At 42.2% G+C, this 20,896-nt stretch carries 22 protein-coding genes; 15 read left to right on the plus strand and 7 right to left on the minus strand.

The features are described 5' to 3' along the window. Positions 1–42: 42 nt before the first annotated feature. Positions 43–924, plus strand: a complete 882-nt coding sequence (locus MKY14_RS27605) for an SMI1/KNR4 family protein (RefSeq protein ID WP_076124209.1) — start codon at positions 43–45, stop codon at positions 922–924. Positions 925–1,376: 452 nt separating this feature from the next. Here the strand turns inward: MKY14_RS27605 and MKY14_RS27610 are convergent, their stop codons facing one another. Further along, positions 1,377–1,814 (minus strand): MarR family winged helix-turn-helix transcriptional regulator, encoded by a 438-nt coding sequence (locus tag MKY14_RS27610; protein ID WP_076124207.1) that lies wholly within the window; start codon positions 1,812–1,814, stop codon positions 1,377–1,379. Positions 1,815–1,935: 121 nt separating this feature from the next. On the opposite strand from MKY14_RS27610, the gene MKY14_RS27615 reads away from it, so the two are divergent. Next, positions 1,936–2,523, plus strand: a complete 588-nt coding sequence (locus MKY14_RS27615) for an NAD(P)H-dependent oxidoreductase (RefSeq protein ID WP_036682318.1) — start codon at positions 1,936–1,938, stop codon at positions 2,521–2,523. On the opposite strand, the gene MKY14_RS27620 is transcribed toward MKY14_RS27615, so the two are convergent. Next, complete coding sequence (locus MKY14_RS27620) at positions 2,482–2,823, minus strand: hypothetical protein (protein ID WP_339170520.1); 342 nt, start codon at positions 2,821–2,823, stop codon at positions 2,482–2,484. The genes MKY14_RS27615 and MKY14_RS27620 overlap by 42 nt on opposite strands. 230 nt (positions 2,824–3,053) lie before the next feature. On the opposite strand from MKY14_RS27620, the gene MKY14_RS27625 reads away from it, so the two are divergent. Further along, positions 3,054–4,466 (plus strand): alanine/glycine:cation symporter family protein, encoded by a 1,413-nt coding sequence (locus MKY14_RS27625; RefSeq protein WP_248548903.1) that lies wholly within the window; start codon positions 3,054–3,056, stop codon positions 4,464–4,466. A gap of 139 nt (positions 4,467–4,605) precedes the next feature. Here MKY14_RS27625 and MKY14_RS27630 read toward each other — a convergent pair whose 3' ends face one another. Continuing rightward, positions 4,606–5,007 (minus strand): RidA family protein, encoded by a 402-nt coding sequence (locus tag MKY14_RS27630; RefSeq protein ID WP_248548904.1) that lies wholly within the window; start codon positions 5,005–5,007, stop codon positions 4,606–4,608. Positions 5,008–5,419: 412 nt separating this feature from the next. Between MKY14_RS27630 and MKY14_RS27635 the strand changes: the two genes are divergently transcribed. The 3 genes from MKY14_RS27635 to MKY14_RS27645 all read left to right on the plus strand — a co-directional run bounded on the left by MKY14_RS27635 (position 5,420) and on the right by MKY14_RS27645 (position 7,973). After that, on the plus strand, positions 5,420–5,986 hold the full coding sequence (locus MKY14_RS27635; RefSeq protein WP_076301519.1) for a TetR/AcrR family transcriptional regulator: 567 nt from the start codon (positions 5,420–5,422) through the stop codon (positions 5,984–5,986). Continuing rightward, entirely contained in the window at positions 5,983–6,519 is a 537-nt protein-coding gene (locus tag MKY14_RS27640; protein ID WP_036682312.1) for a DUF2798 domain-containing protein, read from the plus strand. Before MKY14_RS27635 ends, MKY14_RS27640 begins: the two co-directional genes overlap by 4 nt. Positions 6,520–6,791: 272 nt before the next feature. After that, positions 6,792–7,973, plus strand: a complete 1,182-nt coding sequence (locus MKY14_RS27645) for a multidrug effflux MFS transporter (RefSeq protein WP_076124195.1) — start codon at positions 6,792–6,794, stop codon at positions 7,971–7,973. A 101-nt stretch (positions 7,974–8,074) separates the two neighbouring features. Here the strand turns inward: MKY14_RS27645 and MKY14_RS27650 are convergent, their stop codons facing one another. The 3 genes from MKY14_RS27650 to MKY14_RS27660 form a co-directional block, all read right to left on the minus strand. Beyond that, the gene (locus MKY14_RS27650) at positions 8,075–8,965 is read right to left on the minus strand and encodes a diacylglycerol/lipid kinase family protein (protein WP_340977790.1); all 891 of its coding nucleotides are present in this window, start codon (positions 8,963–8,965) and stop codon (positions 8,075–8,077) included. 135 nt (positions 8,966–9,100) lie between these two features. Next, positions 9,101–10,084, minus strand: coding sequence for a GMP reductase (gene guaC / locus MKY14_RS27655; RefSeq protein ID WP_036682307.1), 984 nt, complete (start codon positions 10,082–10,084; stop codon positions 9,101–9,103). 166 nt (positions 10,085–10,250) lie between these two features. After that, positions 10,251–10,859: a LysE/ArgO family amino acid transporter gene (locus MKY14_RS27660; RefSeq protein WP_076124191.1), complete on the minus strand. Its 609-nt coding sequence runs from the start codon at positions 10,857–10,859 to the stop codon at positions 10,251–10,253. A 213-nt stretch (positions 10,860–11,072) separates the two neighbouring features. Between MKY14_RS27660 and MKY14_RS27665 the strand changes: the two genes are divergently transcribed. The 7 genes from MKY14_RS27665 to MKY14_RS27695 all read left to right on the plus strand — a co-directional run bounded on the left by MKY14_RS27665 (position 11,073) and on the right by MKY14_RS27695 (position 18,529). Then, positions 11,073–12,251 carry a hypothetical protein gene (locus tag MKY14_RS27665; protein WP_340977791.1) on the plus strand — a complete coding sequence of 393 codons (1,179 nt, stop codon included), beginning with the start codon at positions 11,073–11,075 and terminating at the stop codon, positions 12,249–12,251. A gap of 215 nt (positions 12,252–12,466) precedes the next feature. Next, positions 12,467–14,257, plus strand: coding sequence for a helix-turn-helix transcriptional regulator (locus tag MKY14_RS27670; protein WP_076301515.1), 1,791 nt, complete (start codon positions 12,467–12,469; stop codon positions 14,255–14,257). 183 nt (positions 14,258–14,440) lie between these two features. Then, positions 14,441–15,037 (plus strand): sensor domain-containing protein, encoded by a 597-nt coding sequence (locus MKY14_RS27675; RefSeq protein ID WP_076124185.1) that lies wholly within the window; start codon positions 14,441–14,443, stop codon positions 15,035–15,037. Between the two features lie 22 nt (positions 15,038–15,059). Next, complete coding sequence (locus tag MKY14_RS27680; protein WP_254847726.1) at positions 15,060–15,665, plus strand: YkoP family protein; 606 nt, start codon at positions 15,060–15,062, stop codon at positions 15,663–15,665. Further along, positions 15,665–16,429 carry a polysaccharide deacetylase family protein gene (locus tag MKY14_RS27685; RefSeq protein ID WP_076301514.1) on the plus strand — a complete coding sequence of 255 codons (765 nt, stop codon included), beginning with the start codon at positions 15,665–15,667 and terminating at the stop codon, positions 16,427–16,429. The genes MKY14_RS27680 and MKY14_RS27685 overlap by 1 nt, the downstream gene beginning before the upstream one ends. Before the next feature lie 104 nt (positions 16,430–16,533). Beyond that, positions 16,534–17,772 carry an amidohydrolase gene (locus MKY14_RS27690; RefSeq protein ID WP_340977794.1) on the plus strand — a complete coding sequence of 413 codons (1,239 nt, stop codon included), beginning with the start codon at positions 16,534–16,536 and terminating at the stop codon, positions 17,770–17,772. Positions 17,773–17,782: 10 nt separating this feature from the next. Beyond that, entirely contained in the window at positions 17,783–18,529 is a 747-nt protein-coding gene (locus tag MKY14_RS27695; protein WP_076301513.1) for a uracil-DNA glycosylase family protein, read from the plus strand. A 22-nt stretch (positions 18,530–18,551) separates the two neighbouring features. Here MKY14_RS27695 and MKY14_RS27700 read toward each other — a convergent pair whose 3' ends face one another. Then, complete coding sequence (locus tag MKY14_RS27700) at positions 18,552–19,466, minus strand: phosphatidate cytidylyltransferase (RefSeq protein WP_076132799.1); 915 nt, start codon at positions 19,464–19,466, stop codon at positions 18,552–18,554. A gap of 95 nt (positions 19,467–19,561) precedes the next feature. On the opposite strand from MKY14_RS27700, the gene MKY14_RS27705 reads away from it, so the two are divergent. Further along, positions 19,562–20,122 carry a hypothetical protein gene (locus MKY14_RS27705; RefSeq protein WP_076124175.1) on the plus strand — a complete coding sequence of 187 codons (561 nt, stop codon included), beginning with the start codon at positions 19,562–19,564 and terminating at the stop codon, positions 20,120–20,122. Continuing rightward, a complete protein-coding gene (locus tag MKY14_RS27710; RefSeq protein WP_339188947.1) occupies positions 20,119–20,874 on the plus strand; it encodes a class I SAM-dependent methyltransferase in 756 nt (251 codons plus the stop codon). Before MKY14_RS27705 ends, MKY14_RS27710 begins: the two co-directional genes overlap by 4 nt. The last annotated feature ends 22 nt before the right edge of the window (positions 20,875–20,896 follow it).

Consider the following 20,896-nt stretch of genomic DNA (forward strand, 5'->3'; position numbering starts at 1 on the left):
CTAATAGGTATTTTGAGTGATCGTTAATAGGAGGTATTAATGATGAGTGATGAGTTATTGGCAAAATTGGATGAATGGCATGAGGAAGATGAATTTCAAGAAATCGTGGATGCAATCACGGAAATTCCTGAAGAGGAAAGAGATTATGTTCTAACTAGTCATTTGGGCAGGGCGCTTAATAATCTCGGGCAATATGAAGAGGCTTTAGAGCAGTATTTGAGCATTGAAGATGAGGGTGAAGGTGACCCGCTCTGGCATTACCGTATCGGGGTTTCTTATTATTATCTGAAAAGATATGACGAAGCTTTAAAAGCGTTTACGATTGCCGATCAGCTGGAACCTGATGATGAAGACACATTGGAGTTTCTGGGCTGGATCAAACGTAAATTGGCTAAAAAAGCTGCGAAAAAGCCTGTAAACAAACCTGCTAAGAAGCCTGTAATAGCGTTGGATACCACTAATTTCTGGGATGACAGCGAGTATGCGTTCTCAGAATATATTTCTGACCCGCCTTCAGATGCATTGATTACTTCTGTACAAGAAGAGCTGGTCTTCAAGCTGCCTGCTTCCTATGTGGATATGATGAAGTTACATAATGGGGGAATTCCTCATAACAATCGTTATCCGATTCCGGGAACAGGAGAATTTATTACGATTTCTGGTATCCTCGGAATTGGACGAGATAAGAATAAGTCGCTGTGTGGGGCTTCAGGCAGCCGGACTGTGATTGAAAATGGACGTTATCCTGAAGTTGGTGTGGTGATTTGTGATTGTCCTTCTGAGAATGAAGTGGTGATGCTGGATTACCGTGAATTCGGGAATGATGGCGAACCTGAGGTTATTCATGTAGATCGGGATAACAAATACAAAATCACACGTTTGGCTGACAATTTTGAGACCTTTATCAGCGGACTGGTGAAATAGTCTATTTCGCTGGCTAAGAATACTTATAATCCAATCAAGGCATTCCTTAAGAGGAGTGCCTATTTCTATTAGGTGATTATTAGGGAAGCGTCTTTCGGACTCAGCTGACCTTAAATGCAGCTTTTTCGCATATTTGGAATGCCAACGGACCGCATAGCAGCTATTGGCATAAAAAACACCCAATATGAACCCGATTCATAGGAATAGCGCCGCTGGAGTCCGAAACTACGCACAAAAGGCTAAAAACATGCCAATAACGTCATCTGGGTCCGAAAGCCTCAGTGGACGAATACGATTCGGCGATTTAGCTGAAGGTGAGGCTGATTCGATTTCGTTAGGTTTTAACTAGCCAATAATCGGTCTTGAGTCAGCTAACCAACGACCCAAAACACAGAGCAGCGGTGCTCCCATTAATGGGGGAACCGCTGCTGCTCTGCTGTCTTTTTCTCGGATCATTGCTGGGTATTAAACACCTTAGATTGCAGGATATCGAGGGCATGGTTAATCTCGGCTAATTCCTCTGGGGGAACCTCTTTAATCCGGTTCAGAAAACGTTCACCGATCCGTTCAAAAGCCTCGTTCATCATCGCTTGTCCAGCATCAGACAACCGAATCATTTGCTTACGACGGTCCTCGGCGACATCAAGCTTCTCACACAGGTTTTTTTCTGTTAATTTCTTGAGCTCACGGCTGGTATTCGGCATAGAGATATTCTTACAATCGCTGATTTGGCTGAGGGTAACAGGCTGGCTAACCGCAATATATTCCAGAATACTATATTGAACGGGCGTAATGCCTTCCGGTCTAACATCTTTGGTAAAGTCAAATGTTACTTCATGGACTGCTGTCGTAAAGGTAACAATTTTCTGAAAAAACGCTTGTTTGTCCATAAGGATCACCTCTTATTGTAAACCTTAACAAAATAATTATCATAATACAATTATCATTTGACAACTAAATGAGGGTTGTGATACCATTTTGTTATCAAATGATAATTAAAGAGGTGGAGCAATGAACGTTTTAGTCATCTATACACATCCGAATCATAAAAGTTTAAGTTATGCTTTTTTCAATAAAGTCATTCAGGGAAGTAATGAGAATCAAAAGATCACGAAGATAGAGGTCCTTGATCTTTACGAAGAGCAATTTGATCCTGTGCTGGTCTTTAATGAAAATAAACGTAGAAGAGACATGCATATCGATCCCAAGCTCGAGAAGTATCGGGAGCAGATTCGTCAGGCCGATAAAATTGTGTTTGTGTATCCAATCTGGTGGGGACGTCCTCCCGCGATGTTGCTCGGTTATATTGACCAAATGTTTGCTTCTAATTTCGCTTACAGAGAAAAGGGTGGTCTCATCCCCGAAGGGCTGCTGAAAGGAAAGTCTGTGGTTTGCATTTCCAGCATGAAGGGGCCGACCCTTTATCCTTTATATTGGCTGAATAATTCCCATAAAGTGCTGATGAGAAAAGCACTATTTCAATATTGTGGCATCAAGAAAGTGAAGTTTTTCGAATTTGGGAATATGGAGAGTCCAAAAGGGAAACATGATAAGAAGTTAAATCAGGTGTACCAATATTTTAAAGCTGTGGCTAATTAATACCTCGAAAATATCTGCTCTATGATTATTCGAGATAACCCCGGAAATGGATGTCTCAAGCGATCCCATAGTTGGATGGTCCAAAACAACGGTGGGATCCTTATCTTTTTGACTAGCCAGAACGATTTTATTTTTGCTGGCTAGCTCATGATAGAGGACAGCCATTTCTTCAATATCTTTTGCGGCTAATAAGGGCACTAGTTGTGCTGCTGATGTTATAGCTTCGTTCCTCGTTCGTCCTGAAATCAAATCAAACCAAATGTTCTCCACGATATAAATACGCGCATACATTGTTGTCATACATTTCTTCCACCGGATGCTTTTTCATTTTTTTATAATACCTAGATTAATCTAAAGGAGCTTGTGAGCTCAGATGAAGATGGGGAAATAGCTCTCACACCGGTGTAAGGTATGGTGTTGCTGGCTAATTTTTTTTGTTGGCTTTTGAAATAAGGGCTGTTATATTTGAAAATACTATGTAACTTAAGGTTCAGCAACTGGGTATCGACACAATGGAGAGGCGGATTTACATGCAACAAATGTTAGACAGTATGATTAGTACAACAAATGACTTTCTTTGGTCGAAAATTTTGGTGGTTCTGCTTATTGTTTGTGGAATTTATTTCACCATTCGATCGAAGTTTGTTCAGTTTGGCATGTTTAAAGAAATGTTTAGGGTCCTTAAAGAGTCCAATGAAAGGTCAAAAGATTCCATTTCGTCGTTTCAGGCTTTCTGTATCAGTATGGCAGCAAGGGTTGGGACAGGGAATATTACAGGGATCGCAATTGCTATCGCAATAGGTGGACCAGGGGCTGTTTTTTGGATGTGGGTCATAGCTATTATTGGATCAGCGTCCGGATTTATTGAAAGTACTCTGGCACAGGTGTATAAAGTGAAGGACAAGACTGGATTTCGTGGGGGTCCCGCCTATTATATGGAGCAAGGCCTGAAAAAACGCTGGATGGGCGCGGTATTTGCGGTTTTGATCACGTTATCCTTTGGTCTTGTATTTAATGCAGTTCAATCCAATACGATTACAGTGGCCTTTGAGAATTCATTTGGCACTAATCGGGTGATTCTTGGACTTCTAGTCGCTGCTGCTTTTGCGGCTGTTATCTTTGGTGGGGTTAAACGTATTGCTAGAATGTCCGAGTATATTGTAGTGGTTATGGCAGGGATCTATATTGGGGCTGCTGTTATTATTATGTTAATTAATATTACGGAAATACCAGCGATTCTGGCGCTTATTGTGAAAAGTGCTTTCGGATTTGAACAAATCGCGGGGGGATCTTTTGGGGCAGTTATTCTGCAAGGGGTGAAACGGGGACTATTCTCCAATGAAGCGGGAATGGGTAGTGCTCCGAATGCTGCGGCAACTGCAACAACTAGTCATCCGGTGAAACAAGGGCTGATGCAAGCGCTGGGTGTACTTACAGACACGTTACTTATTTGTTCGAGTACTGCTTTTATTATCTTGTTATCCGATGCGTATAAACAGCCAGGGCTGGATGGAATTAAGCTGACACAAGCGGCATTAAGCGAACATATTGGTTCGTGGGCTTCTGGATCCCTAGCGATCATGATTTTGTTGTTTGCTTTCAGTACGTTAATCGGAAATTATTATTATGGTGAGACCAATATAGAATTCTTGAACTCCAATAAAAAAGTATTACTATTCTATAGATACAGCGTCTTGGCGATGATTATTTTTGGCTCCGTAGCTAAGGTTCAATTGGTATGGGACTTGGCTGATTTATTTATGGGCTTCATGGTCATCGTGAATTTGATCGCTATCCTTTTGTTATCTAAAGTGGCCTTTGCCGCCCTGCAGGATTATAAGCGCCAGAAGCGGGCAGGGAAGGACCCTGTCTTTTATAAAGATAGCATAGAGGGTCTGGAAAACGTGGAGTGTTGGGACAATTCTTCAGACATAAAAACATAGTAGGGTAAGTATTTGCGGGCTCAGGAAACTGAGCCCTTTTTGCTGTTATAGAGGGGGGTTAGAAAAACGAGCCTTTAGAATTTCTTCTTAGGCTCGTTTGGTGTACAGAATATTAAATTAGTCCCTCTTGATTTAGGGTTTAACCAGCAGCCCATACATCTAGCTCAATTTTTAATTCAGGTAACCCTAATCCTTTAATATAAGCAATTGTCATTGAAGGAGGTGTCATACCGAATACTTTATTCCAAATTTCATAGAAATGGTTCCAATCGATTTCTTCCGTAGCCCAAATGTTGATTTTGATTACATTATCAGGTGTTAGCCTTTGAGAAGCCAGGACTTCAACAATATTACTCATCGTATTTGTTACCTGTTGGTTAAAATCTGTAGGGATATGATTGTTTTGATCGATTCCAATTTGGCCAGAAAATACATACATCTCAGCATTTCTACTTATTTTTGTTACATGACTATAGTTACCAACCGGTTTAGCAATATTTTCTGGATTATATCTTGTAATAACATTATTATTTAAGTTCATTTTGTGAATTCTCCTTTAAATAGAAGATACATAACGATATCTAAGTTATATATCTCCGCTGTTTTTTAGTTTCTTTTAATTTTTGACAGACCTATCCTATCAATAATTAATTCTAGAAAAAAACAGCAGTAGAATACCCAATACCAAAAGATAAATATTTTAGCGATCTCTTTTTCACCGGGTATTCCTCCTTCATATTTAAAGTAAGATAAGTTTCCTCAGAATGATATCATTAATCCAAGTGATACTGCAACAATTCCACTTTCTACACAATTTTCTAAGTTTTTTTTGCTGTTATAAATGAAAATAATGAAATATTTTTTGAAAAAAGCAAAAAAGACTTACATTAATGATTTTTATATTGTTATAATAACAAACAGACCGGTTGGTATGTTAGGGGGAGTACGTTATTGTGGATACAAAATCGCTAATGATTGAGACGGCGACACTTCTTTTTCAGCAAAAAGGATATAAAAATGTAGGCGTGAATGAAATTTTAAAAGCCTGTAATGTGACCAAAGGAGCGCTTTATCATCATTTTCCAAATGGAAAAGAAGAACTATTAATTGCTTGTTTAAAGGGCTTAAATGAAGCAATTACGATAGATATTGAGGATATTTTTAAAAAGCATCCATCGACGTTAGAAGCTATACAATCCATGATCGACAAGTTGATTCACAACTTAGAAACCGAGGGCACGATTACCGGATATACCTTTAGCAGTATTGTCAGTGAAATGGCTACGGTGAGTGAACCTGTCCGCCAGGCATGTAGCTTGCTCTATGAGAACATGGAACGAATTTACTGCGATAAGCTTGTAACTGAAGGTTATTCGCAGGAATCAGCCTCCGAGATGGCATTGTGGATGACGGCTTCGATCGAAGGCGCGATGATGTTGTGCCTAACGCAAAAATCCACAACTCCCTTAAAAACTATCGCCAAACTATTACCGACAATTTTGAAAGGAAGTACATCATGAATCAAGAAGCAAGATTACCAAGAAACGGCAAGGAGGGGGCATTATATGGTGCAATCATTTGTACACTGACGGTACTGTTTATGTCCTCAATAAATATCATTTTAGGGGTTGGAGAATTTAATGGTGAGGTTGCCTTAACGATTCTTAAAGTGTTTCCGATCATTTGGGTAATTGTCATGATTATTGAGCCTGTTGTTATTGGCCGTATTGCCGAAAAGCTGACAGCTACATTCACACAACCAACAGATAGCTTCAACGCCAAAATCCTATTCCGTATCTTGTTCACCGTACTAGGAATGTCATTTTGTATGACGTTTATTGGAGACATTATCGGAAATGGGTTGAGTTCTCAAACGTTTAATCACTTCTTAGCCAATTGGCCAAGAAATTTCCTGATTGCACTGTTCGCTGAAAGTATATTGATACAGCCGTTTGCAAGATTTGTGATGGTAAAGCTACATGCTTCTCAGGACAAAAAGAAATCCAGCGCTGTTGGCGTAACTATACATGGATTATCAGAACAAAATTCCTAACCTAAATAAGCTCTCAGGCGAAGCGATTCGTTTGAGAGCTTTTCTATTACCGTGTATAATGATGTTTTGGTTGAATAATTGAAACTCAAATCTTTGCCCGATATCTTTCGGGTAAGCCCTCCTATAAAACCATGAAAGCATAACAATGAAAGGTGATTTTCTAACATGATGATCTATAGTCGTCTTGCTATAATGATGCCCCCATTTCCCTAGCTAGGCTCATATTCTTGTAGTTGTTCGAGGATATAAGCTTGTAGGAGGGCGAAAATAAGATGAAAAAATATGCAGCACCATCGTTACTTTTAATGATTGTTCTTGTGGCTTTTCCGCAAATTAGTGAGACGATTTACACTCCATCGTTACCGGATATCGCAGTAGCACTTGGGGCCACCAATAGTTCTGTACAGTTAACGTTAAGTATATATTTTATTGGATTTGCTTTAGGAGTTTTTAGCTGGGGTTGGTTGTCTGACTTCATCGGGCGGAGATCTTCCATGCTGGCTGGACTTCTTGTATACGGTATGGGAAGCTTGATGTGTTTTTACTCAGAATCCATTCATTTGCTGTTAGTCAGCAGGTTTATACAAGCGTTTGGAGCAGCAACAGGTTCGATTATTACCCAAACCATTCTTCGTGAGAGTGTCTCCGGGAATAAACGGCATGTTATGTTTGCCCAAATCTCGGCGGTCATTGCTTTTACTCCCGCAGTAGGTCCGTTAATTGGCGGATGGGTGGATCAAGCTTTTGGTTTTCGAGCGGTTTTCTTTACATTAGTAATGATGAGTGTGTTGTTATTTATGTATGCTTTTTGGAAGCTGCCAGAAACCACTGATGTTTCCATGAGAAAAAAGGTGGCTATTCTGCCTATAGTCAAAAAAATGCTCGCATTGCCACGTGTATTGGTGTTTGGATTACTAATTGGAGGCATTAACGGAATCTTGTTCAGCTATTATGCTGAAGCTCCTTTTATATTTATTGAACACTTTCAGATTTCGCCAGGAGTCTATGGTTTTCTCGGCATTATTGTGGCTTTGGCGTCGATTGTAGGCGCAATGATCTCCAAAAGATTATTAACCCTCTATGCCCCAGAAAAAATAATCCATATCGGCTGCCTTGTAATGGCGAGCGGAGCCTTGCTATTAACAATCGCAAGCAGTCTTGACTCGCTGCCGGATATGATAGTGATCGTATGTATTCTAATAACGCTGTTTGTCCTATTAATGGGTGCAGGGATTGCTTTACCTAATTGTCTAAGTCTTGCTCTTGTTCAATTTCAGGATGTTGTAGGAACAGCAGGTGCGATATTCAGCTTGGGCTATTATTTGCTTGTTAGCTTGGCGACGTGGGGAATGAGCGCTCTCCATAATGGTTCATTACTGACGATGCCTATTTATTTCTTAGGGATTAGCGGCGGAATGTGGTTATTAGGCAAAAAATTTATTGTAGTGGAATAGAAATAACTTCTTAGTCATTGGATTAGTAGGAAGATATGGATCGGGGCATCCATATTAAGGGCAGTCTGGAACTTTTTGAGTTCCGGACTGCTTTTTGTTTGTTAGTCCACTTCTGGCACAATGACTTGGATATGACGAGGGAGAACACTCAGCGTAATAGGCAAAGTTGGACCTTCTTCGCCATCTACATTGGTTCTTACGGTTTCTGGAGAGCTTACACTTACATTGTGGGCTGTGAAATAGACAACATCTTTATGATCCTTGAGGGTACCCAGCAGTAAAGATATACTGGCTGTAATGGTATTGAATATACTGAGGTCCAAAATAATAAAACAATGAAGCAGACCGTCGTCAACCGCAGCATCCGGTATTAGATTCTCGAACCCGCCGACTGAGTTGGTTAATACGGCGAGAAAGAGTAAGGAGTCTCCTTTCCACATTTGTCCATCATGGTGAATGACAAGGGGGTGGGCTGTAGGGCTTGTAAGTTGTTTAAGACCTTCTTTTAAGTATGCCAATGAGCCGAGTTTGGTTTTATCTTCGGAGGATACAGAGGATAATGCTCCGGCAATTGAACCTACAGCAACCACGTTGCCGAATAGGCGGTCATTTAAGCGACCGATATCTACTGTTTTTAAATTTGAGGAGGCAAGGGTTTGAATGGCTATTTCGGGATTCAGTGGGATTTGTAATGCACGGGCGAAATCATTAGCCGTTCCTAAAGGAACCACACCTAACTTTGGGTGGTGTTCCTGATCGATAAGACCATTAATGGTCTCGTGAAGCGTGCCATCCCCGCCGATGGAGATCACCAGATCATAACCTTCCTCACAAGCTGCGATGGAATAACGAGTAGCGTCTACTTCTTTTGCCGTCTCCTTGATCGTAACGGAGTAGTCTTTATCACTTAGAACTCTTGTTGCATATCTGACATATTGGCTGGCTTCTTCTTTGCCGGAGGAGGGGTTAATAATAATCATAGCTTGCCGCATAAGGATAATCCTCTCTATTGTGATCTAGTAGGAGTTTATTCTTACCATTACCCCAAAGTAGACCGGCAGAACTCGTTCTCATAAAAAAAGATGAGCAAGATTGACCTAAGTCATCCTGCTCACCTGTTTGTTCAATTAATAGACTTTATCTCCATTAAAAATGGAGTTCTTAACGATAACGTAATCCACATTACGGATAGCCTCTAACTTATTGCCACCTGCATAAGAGATGGAGGATTGAAGATCCTGCTCCATTTCTCTTAGGGTTTCTGCTAAAGCCCCTTTATGCTCAACCGCAATTTTTTTACCTTCGACGTTCTTCTTTTCACCTTTTTGGTATTCTGAAGCGGAGCCAAAGTATTCTTTATAGAGCTTCCCAGCGATTTCGATGGTTTCACCCGGAGATTCTTCATGACCGGCAAATAGTGAACCAATCATGACCATTGAAGCGCCAAATCGTACGGATTTAGCAATATCACCGTGTGTGCGAATACCTCCATCGGCAATAATTGGTTTGCTTGCAGCTTTGGCACACAAGCGTAGTGCAGCTAACTGCCAGCCGCCTGTACCGAATCCAGTTTTGATCTTAGTGATACATACTTTCCCTGGTCCAATCCCAACTTTAGTAGCATCAGCTCCAGCGTTTTCTAATTCTCTAACGCCTTCAGGTGTTCCTACATTTCCTGCAATAACAAAACTGGCAGGCAGGTATTGTTTAATATGTTTGATCATCCGAATAACTGCTTCGGAGTGGCCGTGTGCAATATCAATTGTAATGAATTCCGGAACCAGCTGTTCTTTGGATAATTGTTCGACGAAATCATACTCTTCTTCTTTAACTCCGACGCTGATGGATGCGATTAATTCACGGGAGTGCATGTCTTTGATGAAAGACGTACGTTTCTCCGGTTCAAAACGATGCATAATGTAGAAATAGCCATTTTGCGCCAAGGAGATAGCGATCTTCTCATCAATGATGGTTTGCATGTTGGCAGGTACCACCGGCAATCTAAATTTATGCCCACCGAGGGTGACTGATGTATCACACTCCGAACGGCTGTTTACGATACATTTTGCAGGAATTAATTGAATATCTTCATAATCGAATACTTCTTTCATAATTTACACCTCTAAATGCGAACATTATAGTATTTTGGTTTGTTAATTGTTCGTCCAAATTGTAATGTACCTCATTCTGCGCCGTAAGTCAAAATTCTAGTACATTATGGTGTGAATTGGACATAATTATACGGCAAATTGGTGTACAGCATTCTTTTTCCTCCATTTAAAAAAGCTTGAAGGCAATATAAGCAGCAACGATCCAAATAATGATCGCCGAAATCTTATTAATGATCCGCATGATTTTGCCGCTGGAGTCGATTTGTCCTACGGTTTTTCCGGCTACAGCCAGCCCAAAGAACCAAATCCATGACACTAGGATAGTCGCGCCAGCAAATACAACTTTGTCTACGCCTGTGTAACTAAGTGAGCTAGTGCCGATGACGCCAATAGTATCCAAAATCGCATGTGGATTTAATAAAGAAACGGACAGCGCGAACAGGATTTGTTTTTTAGAGGATAGAGGGGTTGCGTCTTGCGCTGACGATGTAGGTGTACTTTTCCAGATAGACCATCCCATATACAAAAGAAATAAAAGTCCTACAGCAAATAAAGCGGTCTGCAGAACGGGGATGGCAAACACAAGGACTGAAACACCTAATACGGCTAATAGAATAAGCAGGGTATCGCATAAAGCGGCTGTAACAATAACGGGAATGGCTTTTTTAAAATGTGGCTGCGAGGCCCCTTGGTTAAATACAAAGACATTTTGTGCGCCAAGTGGAAGAATTAATCCAAAGGCCAGTGCAATGCCATGAAGTAGTGCGGCTAACATAGTTTATTATTCCTCCGATAGTGTTCATACTTTATAGAATTTGCTGTCCTATTGGTTTAATTGGTCTACTACAATTTTATGGACAAATAATATGTACTATCATACAGTCTGTGTTTTGATTTAAAAAGCTGCTTAATATAATCTTGTTGTCCCTTAGAAAAGGTAGTAAAGTAACAGAATGCATACTATATATGGAAAGAAAGGTTGATATTTTTGAAAAAAGGAATATTTACAGGGTTGGTTGCTCTCTTGTTGATGACTACAAGTACGGTGACCTCTGGCACTGTAGAAGCTGCAGCAGCAGTAACCAAATTACCGAGTGCCCAATGGAGTCAGCTGAATGTTGTGGGAGAGCTGGAGAGTGTGGAAGGCAATCCTATGGAGGTTACTAAATTAAACACAGTGTATCTACACACCAAAGAAGAGCATGCTACTCAAACTAAGATATGGTTAGTGGATACGCTGAAATCATATGACACACAGACTGGAAAGCTGAAGTGGTCGGTTAATTTTGCAGACCCTGGTACATCGATGTTTCGTGAATCCAAAGAATATTTAGTGTCACCAGATGGAACGGTATACATAACTTTTACAGATAATCTTTCTCCTGACGCAACTCAAATCTACGCGGTGGGAGCTGACGGGAAACGGAAATGGAAGGTGAATTTATCTCAAGCAGAGGGATACTTGTATAGACTTGATAACGGCAATTTAGTCTTTGCATCCCGAGGACAGTTTGATGGTTCCGGTAATTATTCTGGGTCCCTAACCTTAATTAATAAAAATGGAACTAAAATAAAAAACGTAACTTACAAAGGGACGGTAGCAGGGAAAGGGAATCGTATCCTCATTCAAACAAATTACGGAAGTGGGAAAGGCTCGCGAATCCAGGCTCTTGATTCTTCGCTAAATTCAGTATTTACATACCAGTTGCCTGCGGATTCGTATACAGAAGTCGATTACAACGAGGTGCTCACCGATGGAACCGTACTAATTCGGGCTAATCTTCCCAAAACAGGGAACCGACTATTTGGTTTTGACTCTAAAGGTAAATTGCTGTGGGGTAGAGATGTCGCAGGTAATGCTGTCATATCATCCCTGGGAGAGGTATATGGGATTTATGCCAATGGGAAGCTGTCCTTATATAATGTAAAAGGATTGGTTAAGTCAGTAGCCCTACAAGATGAGACGGAATTTTTTGTTTCGTTGTATCAATTACAGGATGGTAATATTGAGCTTAGCTTTCCTGGTTCTGCAACATATATTTTAAATCCTAAAACGCTCGCAGTAGATTATACTTTCAGGCTGAAGGATGATTTTAATTTCAATTATGTGGGGAATAGCGTGGGATATGTAAAGACAGACAAAGGATTTTCAAGAATTAAGTTTTAAGTCTTGGTATTAAAGAATATGATTGATCAAGGATGCCTCCCTAAATGGGTTGGCATCTTTTTTACGTTAATGCTAAGTATACAAGGGTACCTATTCACTAATTACACCATTAGTAAAAATGTCATCTCAACTCATGACTTTTTGTAACTAGTGAGCCCTTAAGGGGTTACACTATAATAAAGATTAAGTCAGCAGAGTATATAGGGGGAAATGCCTTGTTTAATCTGGTCAAACAGTGGTTCTGGTACGATTGGCTCGTCCTCCTGTTTCGGATTTGTTTTTCTACTTCTTTTTTGGTCACCATGTGTTATCTTTCGGAGGATTTTACGATTCCTTTCTGGATCGCGTTTGTTTGGGGCGTGGTCTCTTTTTCTGTGCCTTGGTTTTGTTTGCAGCTGCATTACAAGTATTATCTGATAGCGGAGATCCTTTTTTCGGGTGGGCTTTGTTTATATTTGGCTGCTTTGTTTCCTGAATCGTACGTAACTTTTCTGCCTATCGCTTTTATGATCGCCAGCAATAGTGCACAGAAGTCCTATCGTTGGACAGCTCCGATCACGGTCATTTTGATTCCAATTATGTTATCTAGATTGTCACAACAAATGGATGCTGTATCGATGATTGTTAACATGGGTTTGGTGTATACGCTTGGGTTCGCTTTTCATTTACTGGTGGTGAATCACAAGCAGGGCAGAATTATTAAGGAGCAAAATGCTGTTTTAGAGCAGTACATCTCGCAAGTTGAACGTATGACACTTCTGGAAGAACGAGATCGTTTATCCAAAGATCTGCATGATACGGTGGGGCATTCTTATACTTCAATTATTATGGGGCTAGAGACTTTACGTTCGGAGGTGAATACTTCTGAAGGGGAGCACAAAATAGATGCCTTGTTAAAGTTAACCCGCAATGGCTTGGATGATGTTCGGCGATATTTGCACCATGTGGGTGCTTCGGAGGATTCATTGACGCTAATGCAGTCCCTGCAGAAATTAGTGGATGATTTCCAGACCTTCTCCAAGGTTAAGATTCGCTTAAGAACATTCGGAGAGCCGTATACAGTATCTAAGCAGGCCCAAATGACATTATACAGATGTTTGCAGGAGTCGATAACCAACGCTGTACGTCATGGTCAAGCCAGTGAAATTGTCATCAGCTTACATTATGAAGAGAAGCTGATTCGGCTGGATGTGCAGGATAATGGATTAGGCACTGAAGATTTAAAAGCAGGATTTGGTGTGAATGCGATGAAGGAGCGTGCCTCCAACTTGCAAGGACAAGTGTATTTCTACTCTAAGCCAGGGGAAGGGACCTTAGTGACCTGCAGTTTACCAAGGCTTGAAGAGATACAGGAGGAAACGATTCGTTTATTGCTGGTAGATGATCAACCCTATATCCGGGATAGTCTGCGAATTATTCTAGAGCAGGAGCCGGATTTTGTGATCAATGGGTTAGCTGAGAATGGTGAACAAGCGATAAGCTTCTGCGAGCAGGAACAACCTCACGTGGTGCTGATGGACTTAAATATGCCGGGCATGGACGGTGCGGAAGCGACCAAGCTTATTAAGCAAAAGTGGCCAGGGGTACGAGTGTTGATCCTGACTACTTTTCAAGAAGCAGATATGGCAGTCGAAGCACTGCAAAACGGGGCAGATGGCTACTTGCTAAAGTCTACCGAGCCGCAGGAGCTGTTCGAAGGAATACGTCTTGTACATCGGGGCGTAAAGATGATTACACCCGATATTACGAATGTATTAATTGATCACTATGAGATGCATCCAGCTTCAGAGGCACCACCGACAGAGAAGAGTAATGAATATGGACTGACCCCGCGTGAGCTGGAGATTCTAGAATGCCTCTCGAAGGGAATGCGTTATAAATCTATTGCCGCTAAACTATATCTGTCCGATGGAACGGTGAGAAATTACGCGTCCACCATCTATGCCAAGCTCGGGGTACGAAACCGTGAGGAGGCAGTCGAGAAGGCTTTTAGCATTTCGGATTAATCCTGACCGAAGTATTTGAAATTGATAAGCACCTTATTGTTTGCTTTCCCTTGTGGGAGTAGGCAGTAGGGTGTTTTTTTTGTCATATGACATTATGGCACTGGTCGATTTTACACCAAAAGCACTAGCATAGGAGTTACTTAGTTATGAACAATTTTTTATTGCAGAGAGGGAGAGAAAAACATGAATCAAATAATCCGGAAACATGTGAGAAATTTTTGTTTCTTATTAATTACTTTTGCCACAGGGCTATTTTACTTTTGTTTTTATTTGGTGGGCATTACCTTTGGAGTTTCGATGTCCTTCACCTTAGTGGGGATCCCGATCCTTTATTATGTTTTGCGTTCTACCGAGACTTTTTTACAGCATGAGCGAATTCGAACTAAAGTCTATACGGATATCTCGGTTCGCACGCTCCCAACCCGATCTCAAGAAGAAGGCAGCTTGTGGGAAAGGGTTAAGGCAGAGTTTCTGGATGAACATAACTGGAGAGCGATTTTAGGGTTGATGTTGCAGTTTGGAATCGGCATGGTCAGTCTCATTTGTGCCACTCTTTTTTACTTGACCCCTATTATTCTCTTGTTGTCACCTGTCCTGTATTTATTAGATGTGTCCTCTATATCGCTATTTGGGATTGAAAATAAAACATTCAACATCTCACTTTTCTTCATGTTGTTAGGTGCAGTGTCTCTATGGATAGGTGCTTATCTCGGAAACAGTCTGGTAAAGATGATCGGCAGGTATACGCGGCGTTTAGTGAAGGATTTTGCTAGAAGATAAACTTAAACAGGAAGAAGGAAAAATGATGGTAACCTCAGTTCCATTTATAAAATTATTCTCACAATCCCTTTGGATGATGTGGGAGAACATATTTGCTGTCATCACCAAATTTCGTAGTCAGTCCGTGCGTAGATATGGGATATGTAAGTTGGTAGTGTTGAAATATCACGGAGAAAGTTTGGTCTGCCAAGATGGGCAACGGATACTTCCGGGAGATTGGGTGGGTGAGCTTCATTTGGACAATCGCCAGATTGTGCAGCTGACACGTACGCTTGGCGCAGATCGGGCCGGAATTCGTACGGCACGCATGCTTCGCGAGGCTATGAAGGAGATCAGTCGTGATCTAGACAGCAATCCGGAACTAAGCAAAGTAAACGCGCTAACCGGGATTACACTGCTTCACCGGGGGATTATTCATGGAATAGGTTTTGAGCAGCGCCCCATCAAGTCCAAATGGCAGCGGCACTGGTTCGGGATATACCTTCGTTTTTTACTTCGCATGCTACATCCGGAAGGGAAACATCGTGTAGAGGACAGCACAGAGAAGTTATCTCCCATGATGCTTGTGCTTAGCAAGCAGTCCTTGAAAGCGCGGTTTGCCCCGCGTAAGACAGAGGCGGCTTCCTAATGTGGGCCTTCATAATTTTAGCAGTGGATGTGATTGTTCTTTATATGATCGTTCCTTTTGCGCTTACCCGAATATTGGGATGGGGGGTTCACTCGGAGGTAGGTGCAGAGAAAGAAATTGCGTTTACGTTCGATGACGGTCCGGATCCTTGTTATACACCTGAACTTCTAGATCTATTAAAAGAGCATGGCATAAAGGCGACCTTCTTCGTATTGGGCAAAAAAGCGCAGAAATATCCGGAACTGATCGAGCGTATGCACAGAGAAGGGCACCAAATCGGCATTCATAATTATACTCATACACCCAACTGGATCCAGTTACCCTGGACCAATAGACGGAAGCAAGTAGATCGCACAGCAGACATTGTTGAGCGAATTACAGGAGAGCGGCCTATCTTTTACCGCCCACCTTGGGGGCTTCTCAATCTAGGGGATTTCTTTTTGCTAAGAGAATCTTATCGAATCGTATTGTGGTCTGTCATGGTCGGAGATTGGAAAGCGTCACTGAGTGCAGAACAATTAAAGGATGCCTTAATAAAAAAAATAAAACCAGGCTCAATCATTGTTCTACACGACAGCGGAGATACACCGTGGGCAGATGAAGAAGCGCCCTTGAATATGATCACTGGATTAGAAGAAGTCTTAAAAGAAATGGATAAAAAGGGTCTGAAGTGTCTGCGGATGGATGAACTGCTGAACAAGGAAGTTAGTTATAGTAGAGAAGCTAGATCCAGAGTCAAACATAGGGGTCAGATTGATCTGTAGCTATTGAAATTTCTCAATCATTTTTTATATGGCAAGGGCTATGGTAACATTTAGAGTAAAGCGGTCCGTACCTATATAAATTGTTGAGAAAAGGATGGGGTAGCATGTTGAATGCTTCTTATTGGTTAACCAATATAAGATTAGAACAAGGTTATGTTATTGAGGATGGGCAAGTAGCGGGTACGAATACGAAGGTTTGTCATCTCCGCATTGACGGGGATAAGATTTCAGAAGTTGTTGGAGCAGACATCGAGCTTCAGAGCCAGCTCCCGAAATACGACTGTAAAGAGTTGTTGATGCTGCCTTCTTTCGAAGAAGCACATATCCATTTAGATAAAACATATTTCGATGGACCTTGGAGAGCGGTAAAGCCTGCGTCCAGTGTTTTCGAACGGATTGAGGAAGAGAAGGTATTATTGCCTAAGCTGCTGCCCATGGCGAGACAACAAGCAGAGAGCATCCTGACGCTTATTCAGGGGTTTGGTGCCACACATGTGCGCAGCCATTGCAATATTGAGCCTGTCAGCGGCTTGCAACGATTAGAAGCGACTGTACAAGCATTAAATGCATTCGCGGGTAAAATTTCATCTGAAATTGTGGCGTTTCCGCAACATGGCCTGCTGCGCTCGGATTCTGTACAGCTGGTAAAACAGTCTCTCGCAGAGGGAGCAACCTTTGTAGGCGGAGTAGATCCTTATACGGTGGATGGAGATATCGAGAAGTCACTTCAGACGATGGTGGAATTAGCAGTGATGAGTAATGCCGGCATTGATATTCATTTACATGATGGAAAAGAAGCGGGAAAGAAAACACTGACGCGGTTAGCTGATCTGACGGAAGAAGCTGGCTTGCAAGGAAAGGTCACGGTCAGTCATGCGTTCTGGTTCGCAGGAGCTCAGCAGCAAGAGGCAGAAGAGGTAGCTAAACGGATGGCATCACTGGGTATGACTATTGCATCCACAGTGCCTATTGGAAGAATGATGATGCCACTTCCGATGCTGCACAGCCAAGGGGTAAAAGTGAAGCTGGCAACAGATAGCCTTACCGATCACTGGTCCCCTTTTGGAAATGGAGATCAACTGGAGAAGGCAGGGCGTTACGCGGAGTTGTACGGCTGCAATGATGAATTGGCATTATCTCAATCTCTCAGATTTATAACAGGAGGAGTAACACCCCTTGATCCAAAAGGCGAGCAGGTATGGCCAAAGGTTGGCGACACTGCTAGCTTTGTGCTGCTGCATGCCAGTTGTTCGGCTGAAGCAGTAGCCCGAAGAGCGCAGCGCCAAGCCGTCTGGTACGAAGGCCGACTGGTGAGTGGTTCGATAACAAATAGAGACCTGTGAGGCAGATGATATGCTCCTCTCTACCTATCTGCAACAGTATAAATCGGCGATCCTCTCACTCCCGAAGGGTACAGTGCTAACTAAACAGGATCTGCAGGTGGATAAGCTTCTAATGGAGCGTAATGGCAAGGTGGAAATGTATTATGCCCCCCATAATGAGTACATTAATCCTTCTGCTAAGGTGATCATTATAGGGTTAACGCCCGGGTTCACACAAATGGGCGTAGCGATACAAGAAGCGATCATAGGTCTGGAGGCTGGTTTGTCAGATGAAGAGGTATGTAGGACAGCGAAGGAAGCGGCGAGATTCGCAGGCTCCATGCGGAACACGTTAATTCATATGTTAGATACACTTAAACTGCATCAACACTTGAACCTAACCTCTTGTGAAGAACTATTTCAGCAGCAGCAGACGATCCTGCACACCAGCTCTTTATTACATTTTCCCGTGTTCGTGGATAAGAAAAATTATAGTGGGGCCCAGCCCAAGCTACTTTCAAATTCATTCCTCAGGGCGCAGGCATTATCTTCCTTGCGTGAGGAGCTGAACATACTGAGCCGGGCCTTAATTATTCCCTTAGGAAAAACAGTGGAAAGTATACTTCAACTCCTTGTGTCCGCAGGTGAGCTTGATAAACAACGCTGCTTATGGGGATTTCCCCACCCCTCGGGCGCCAACGGACATCGATATAAGCAGTTCGCCAACCAGCAAGAACAAATGGTGAAGATACTGCATAATCATTCATGGAGGGGCTGATTCAAGCTTCCCATCAGATGATCTACATGAAGTCGAAAAAATAACGAATGACATGAAAAAAGACCGGTGAAGTGTAGGTCAAGCTATCGATCCGGCTTAAATGGCTTTGCTTCAATGCCACGAATTTATCGCCATCGCCGATTAGCAGATCCCGCTTTAACACGGAAACCGTTAAACTGCCAAAGAAGCCGCTCAAGCTGATCAACATGCCTGACAGTAACCCGAAGATTGGGTTGAGCGGCGTCAGGTAGGGATAGATTAGATAGGAAACTCCTGTCGTGATGACAAATGCGAAAGCGAAACCCTCCCAAGTTAAATACGGATTGGCGGTGGGAACTATTTTCCGCTTTCCTACATAAAGTGACGCCAGATAGTGGACCACATCATTGAGCTGCGTTAGCACTACTAGAAAAAGTACAAGCCCCGCTCCATACTCCGGTGTAGCAAATTGAAAGTAGGCCAAGTGACTAAGTCCGAATACCATCAGCATAAGCCCCCATTGGGTGGAGCTGACACTACGCATAAAACCAACCGTGCCTTTATTAATCATTCTGGGCAGCGGTAGGAGCAAGAATACATATACCGGGATGAAGACAATAAACATTCCGTACCACTCGATATAAATCCAGTAGAACTGCAACGGAATGGATAAGTACGCCCACAGAAATAGCCTGCGGTCGGATTTTCGTGATTTCATCATAGAGAAATACTCTTTCAGTGCAAAGAAGCAGAGCACCATGAGAGACAGCAGAGAGACGACGGGATTAAATAGGGTAGCTAGGCAAAAGATAAAAAGCATTCCCCACCACGTCTTGATACGAAAGCCAATGCCCGTATAATCCTTATTTGGCTGTAGCTTCCCTATAACTACATACATCAAGTGAATGGCCGATAAGGCCGCAAAGATAAGAATTATAGTTAATAAAGAGCGGTCGATAATTGATCACCAACTTGTCCTAGAGTAGATTCCATTAATGGGTTCATATGTTATTATGAAGGTAACGCTCAAACTTGATAAGGGGAAAATTGTAAATGGCAGCAGATCCATCGGTCTTTATATTACTGACGAATACCGGGACGCTTTTTACGAAGCTCATTCAAGGCTATACAAAAGCACCCTATAATCATGCCTCGATCTCCTTTAATCGGGAGCTTTCCGAGCTGTATAGCTTTGGCAGAAAGCATCCGAGCAACCCCCTGAATGGAGGGTTTGTGAAGGAGGATATTAAGACAGGTACGTTCAGCAAATACCCTAATACAACATGTGTCCTATATGAACTTCAAGTTACAGCCCGCGAAGTGGAGAAAATGGAGCGGGTCTTGCAAGTCTTTATCCGAAGCCGTCAAAAGTATCTCTATAATATTCTCGGCGTAATTGGCATTGCCCTGAAGGAGCCTGTCGAATTCAGCAACTCTTATTTTTGTTCGCAATTTGTAGCGGAAATTCTAGAGCGGTCGGGCATTAAGTTATGGGATAAGCTGCCCGCACTCGTTACTCCGGATGATTTTCGCCAAAGTGATCGGCTGCGTTTGGTTTACCAAGGTAAATTAAGTGATTATGAACCTGAGCGCTTAGGAGGAGACGAAGGATGAATAGCAAAGAAATATTTTCTAATCGGGTGGATTCGTATGTAAAATATCGGCCGAGCTATCCTGGAGAAGCCATTGATTATTTGTACAATACTATTGGGCTCCAACCCAATTGTGATATTGCTGATATTGGTGCAGGAACAGGAATCTTCTCAGCATTACTTCTGGAGCGCGGGAGTCGTGTGACTGCCGTTGAACCCAATCCGGAAATGCGTAGAGCTGCGGAAGAGAATTTCGCAAAGGATAACCATTTCTCTGTATCGCCGGGGTCTGCTGAACATACAGAATTATCCGATCAGTCCATGGACTTTATCGTATGCGCCCAAGCGTTTCATTGGTTTGATAGGGACGCAACGCAATTGGAATTCAAGCGGATTCTAAAACCGGGTGGAAAAGTTATTCTGATATGGAACTCCCGGCTTACTTACGGTACCCCATTTCTGGAGGAATATGAGCAGCTGCTGCAGACCTTCGGGACGAACTACACTCAAGTTAATCATAAGAACATTACCCCTGAGATCCTTAGTTCCTTTTTCAAGAAAGGACAGATGCAAGTAGCGCATTTTAGCAATCAGCAGGTATTTGATTTGGAGGGCTTAAGCGGGCGGCTTCGATCGTCTTCCTACACTCCGGTCCCCGGAGATCCAAGCTATGAGAATATGATGGCCGAGCTGCGGAATATTTTTGAACGAAATAACCAGGGTGGGCAAGTGTTTTTTGATTATAAGACCGAAATTTATTGGGGCGAAGTGTAAAGTAAATAAAAAGACTCAAACC

The sequence above is a fragment of the Paenibacillus sp. FSL R5-0887 genome, from assembly GCF_038002305.1.
GTDB lineage: Bacteria > Bacillota > Bacilli > Paenibacillales > Paenibacillaceae > Paenibacillus_AQ > Paenibacillus_AQ odorifer.